Origin of the sequence: Bradyrhizobium sp. (assembly GCF_049691595.1) — a bacterium.
Lineage (GTDB): Bacteria > Pseudomonadota > Alphaproteobacteria > Rhizobiales > Xanthobacteraceae > Bradyrhizobium.
Map to the genome: position 1 here is coordinate 1 of NZ_JBAVNZ010000297.1, position 3878 is coordinate 3878.

The following is a 3878-nucleotide window of genomic DNA, read 5'->3' on the forward strand; positions in this document are numbered from 1 at the left end:
GCGCCCCCTGGTCGGGATCTTGTTGAACGGCACGTCCTTGTCGACGCGGATATCGCCGGGCAGGCCGAGCACGCGCTCGGCGATGATGTTGCGCAGGATTTCGTCGGTGCCGCCGGCGATGCGCATCGACGGCGAACTGAGCAGCATCTGCTGGAACTGGCCGCGCGCCTCTTCCTCGGCAGTGCCGGTGAAGACGCCGGCGGCGCCCTGGAGGTCCATCGCGCAAGCCGCGATATCCTGCAGCATCATGCCCGAGACCAGCTTGCCGATGGAGTTTTCCGGCCCCGGCCGCTCGCCTTTGGAAAGCGCGGAGATCGCGCGGTAGCTGGTGTATTTCAGCCCGCTCGCCTTCACCGCCCAGCTCGCGAGCTTCGAGCGCGTGGCCGGATCGTCGATCGCGGGCCCGTCATCGGTCATCAGGCTCGCGCAGAACTCGAACATTTCGGGAAAGCCGGTCGCAAGGCGCGAGCCGATCGACATGCGCTCGTTCATCAAGGTGGTCAGCGAGACATTCCAGCCGTCGCCGACCGCGCCGAGCCGCTGATGATCGGGAATCACCACGTCGGTGAAATAGACCTCGTTGAATTCCTGCATGCCGTTGGCCTGCCTGATCGGCCGCACCTCGACCCCCGGGCTCTTCATGTCGAGGAAGAACATCGTCAGGCCCTTGTGCTTGGGCACATTGGGATCGGTGCGGGTGATCAAGAGGCCATAGTCGGAATAATGCGCGCCCGAGGTCCAGATCTTCTGGCCGTTGACGATCCAGTCGTCGCCCTTCTTCTCCGCGCGGGTGCGCAGGCCGGCGACGTCGGAGCCGCCGGCCGGCTCCGAGAACAACTGGCACCAGATCTGCTCGCCGGAGGCGAGCTTCGGCAGATAATGGCGCTTGTGCGCCTCTGAGCCATAGGCCATCACGGTCGGCCCGCACATGCCCTCGCCGATCTGGAACGGCTGCGTCAGCTTGCCGTAGACGCCCTCTTCCTGCTGCCAGATCACCTTCTCGATCGGCGTGGCACCGCGCCCGCCATATTCCTTCGGCCAGTGCAGGCAGGCCCAGCCGGCGGCGGCCTTCTTCTTTTGCCAGGCCTTGCCGACCTCGACCATGTCATGCTTCTGCAGGCTGATGCGGCCGAGCGAGGATTTCGAGAGCTCCGCCTCGAGCTCCTTCGGCGCATTGGCGTCGATCCATTTTCGCGCGATGGCGCGGAATTCGGCTTCCTGCGGGGTGTCGTCGAAATTCATGGCGGCTTCTCCTGTCCTTGAAGCGTTCCCCGGATGCTGCGCAGCGCGCTTGCGGTGCGCTGCTGATCCGGGGTCAATCAACCGGCTGCTATGGGTCCCGGCCCTGCGGAGCAGCGCTACGCGCCGCACCGCGTCCGGGACACGAACTATCTTCCCCTGGTCGGTATCTTGTTGAACGGCACGTCCTTGTCGACCCGGATATCGCCGGGCAATCCGAGCACGCGCTCGGCGATGATGTTGCGCATGATTTCGTCGGTGCCGCCTTCGACGCGGGTGCCGGGTGCGCGCAGCAGCATCGCCTGGAATTTTCCGAGGACTTCGGCGTCCTCCGGCCCGCTCAGCACGCCGGCGGCGCCCTGCAAGTCCAGCGCGTAGGTCGCGACGTCCTGCACCATCGATCCCGCCACCAGCTTGCCGATGGAGTTTTCCGGGCCCGGACGCTCGCCTTTCGACAGCGCCGAGATCGCGCGCATGGAAGTGTATTTCAACCCGCTCGCCTTCACCGCCCAGCTGGCGAGCTTCGAACGCACGCCGCGATCCTCGATCGCGGGGCCGTCTTCCAGCATCAGGCTGTTGCAGAATTCGAACAACTCGGGGAAACCGGTCGAAACCCCGGCGCCGATCGACATGCGCTCGTTCATCAGCGTGGTCAGCGAGACATTCCAGCCGTCATTGACCTCACCAAGGCGCTGCGAATCCGGAATCTTGACATCGGTGAAATAGACCTCGTTGAATTCCGACTGTCCGTTCGCCTGCTTGATCGGCCTCACCTCGACGCCCGGGCTCTTCATGTCCAGGAAGAACATGGTGAGGCCCTTGTGCTTGGGCACGTTTGGATCGGTGCGGGTCAGCAGGATGCCGTAGTCGGAATAATGCGCGCCCGAGGTCCAGATCTTCTGGCCGTTGACGATCCAGTGGTCGCCTTGCTTTTCGGCGCGCGTGCGCAGGCCGGCAACGTCGGAGCCGCCGGCGGGTTCGGAAAACAACTGGCACCAGATATTCTCGCCGGAGGCGAGCTGCGGCAGATACTTTCGTTTCTGGTCCTCACCGGCGAACGCCATCATGGTCGGGCCGCACATGCCGTGGCCGATGATGAACATGCCGGAGAGCTTGCCGAACGGTCCCTCCTCCTGCTGCCAGATCACGCGCTCGATCGGGGACGCGCCGCGGCCGCCGTACTCCTTCGGCCAGTGCAGGCAGGCCCAGCCGGCACCGGCCTTCTTCTTCTGCCAGGCTTTTGCCACTTCAAGAATGTTGGCGCCCTTGAGCTGCGTCCTGCCGAGCGAGGATTTGCGCAACTCCTCCTCATACTGCTTGGGCGCGTTGGCCGCGATCCAGGCTTTGGCTTCGGCGCGGAACGCGGCTTCCTGCGGGGTGTCATCGAAGTTCATGGCAGTATTCTTTCTCTCGCTACGTTCCCCGGATGCTGCGCAGCGCGCTTGCGGTGCGCTGCTGATCCGGGGTCCATCAATGGGTCCCGGCTCTGCGAAGCAGCGCGAAGAGCGCTGCATCGCGTCCGGGACACGAGTAATTCGTTACGCCGCATTCTTCTTGCGCATGCGATCGATCAGCGCGTCTTCCCAGTAAGAGAGGCTGCCTAGTCCCAGCGCCGTCGCATTGGCGCGGCGGTAGTACATGTGGCAGTCGAATTCCCAGGTGAAACCCATGCCGCCATGGACCTGGATATTGTTCTTGGCGCAGTGCTGGAACGCCTGCGTCGCGCTGATGCGCGCGGCGGCCGCGGCTTCCGGCAATTCCGCGGCGTTGGTCGAGAGCGCCCAGGCGCCGTAATAGGAATTCGAACGCGCCAGCGTCGCCGCGACATACATGTCGGCGAGCATATGCTTCACCGCCTGGAACGAGCCGATCGGACGGCCGAAGGCGATCCGGTCGAGCGCGTAGTCGCGGCCCATCTCGAGCGCACGGTCGGCGCCGCCGACCTGCTCGAAGGCCAGCAGCACGGCGGCACGGTCGAGCACCTGGGACAGGATGCCCCAGCCTTCGCCGGCGGCGCCCAGTGGCTCGGCCTTACAGTTCTTGAAGGTGAGTTCGGCCTGGCCCCGGGTCGGATCGATGCTGGTCAGCGCCTTGGCTTCGACGCCACCGGCTTTCAGATCGGCCAGCAACAGCGAGATGTCGGAATCGCGACCGCTCGATCCGGTACGCGCGGCGACAACCGCGAAATCGGCGATCGCGCCATCCGGCACCGGCTTCTTGGTGCCGTTGAGCGTGCCGCCGGAGGCCAAAAGCTTGATCGCCTGCGGCGACGGATTGCCCTTGCCTTCGAACAGCGCCAGCGTGCCGATCGCCTCGCCAGCGGCGATGGCCGGCAGCCATTTCTGCTTCTGCGCCTCGCTGCCGGCGATCAGCAGCGCTTCGGCCGCCAGATACACGGTGGAGGAGAATGGCACCGGCGCCAGCGCGCGGCCCATTTCTTCCGCGATCACGCAGAGCTCGAGGTGACCCGCGCCCGCGCCGCCAAACTTTTCGGGGATCGCGACGCCGAGGAACCCCATCTCCGCGAGCCCCTTCCACAATTCCTTGTCGTAAGCCGCCTTGCCGTCCAGAACCGCGCGCACCGCCTTCGGCGGGCACTTTTCGGCAAGGAATTTTCTCGCCGCGTCGCGCATCTGCTT

At 65.1% G+C, this 3878-nt stretch carries 3 protein-coding genes; all 3 read right to left on the reverse strand.

The window, feature by feature from the left end; genetic code table 11:
- Window positions 1-1242, reverse strand: a 1242-nt coding sequence (locus tag WCE35_RS13355; protein ID WP_424593823.1) for an acyl-CoA dehydrogenase, incomplete at its 3' end; no start/stop codon positions are given.
- A 146-nt stretch (window positions 1243-1388) separates the two neighbouring features.
- Window positions 1389-2633, reverse strand: coding sequence for an acyl-CoA dehydrogenase (locus tag WCE35_RS13360; protein WP_424593824.1), 1245 nt, complete (start codon window positions 2631-2633; stop codon window positions 1389-1391).
- A gap of 144 nt (window positions 2634-2777) precedes the next feature.
- Window positions 2778-3878: acyl-CoA dehydrogenase family protein (locus tag WCE35_RS13365; RefSeq protein ID WP_424593825.1), on the reverse strand; the 1101-nt coding region annotated here is incomplete at its 5' end.

Bases quoted from the DNA above. Each gene is read 5' to 3' on its own strand.
- WCE35_RS13360 (WP_424593824.1), bottom strand. From the start codon at position 2,633: ATGAACTTCGATGACACCCCGCAGGAAGCCGCGTTCCGCGCCGAAGCC.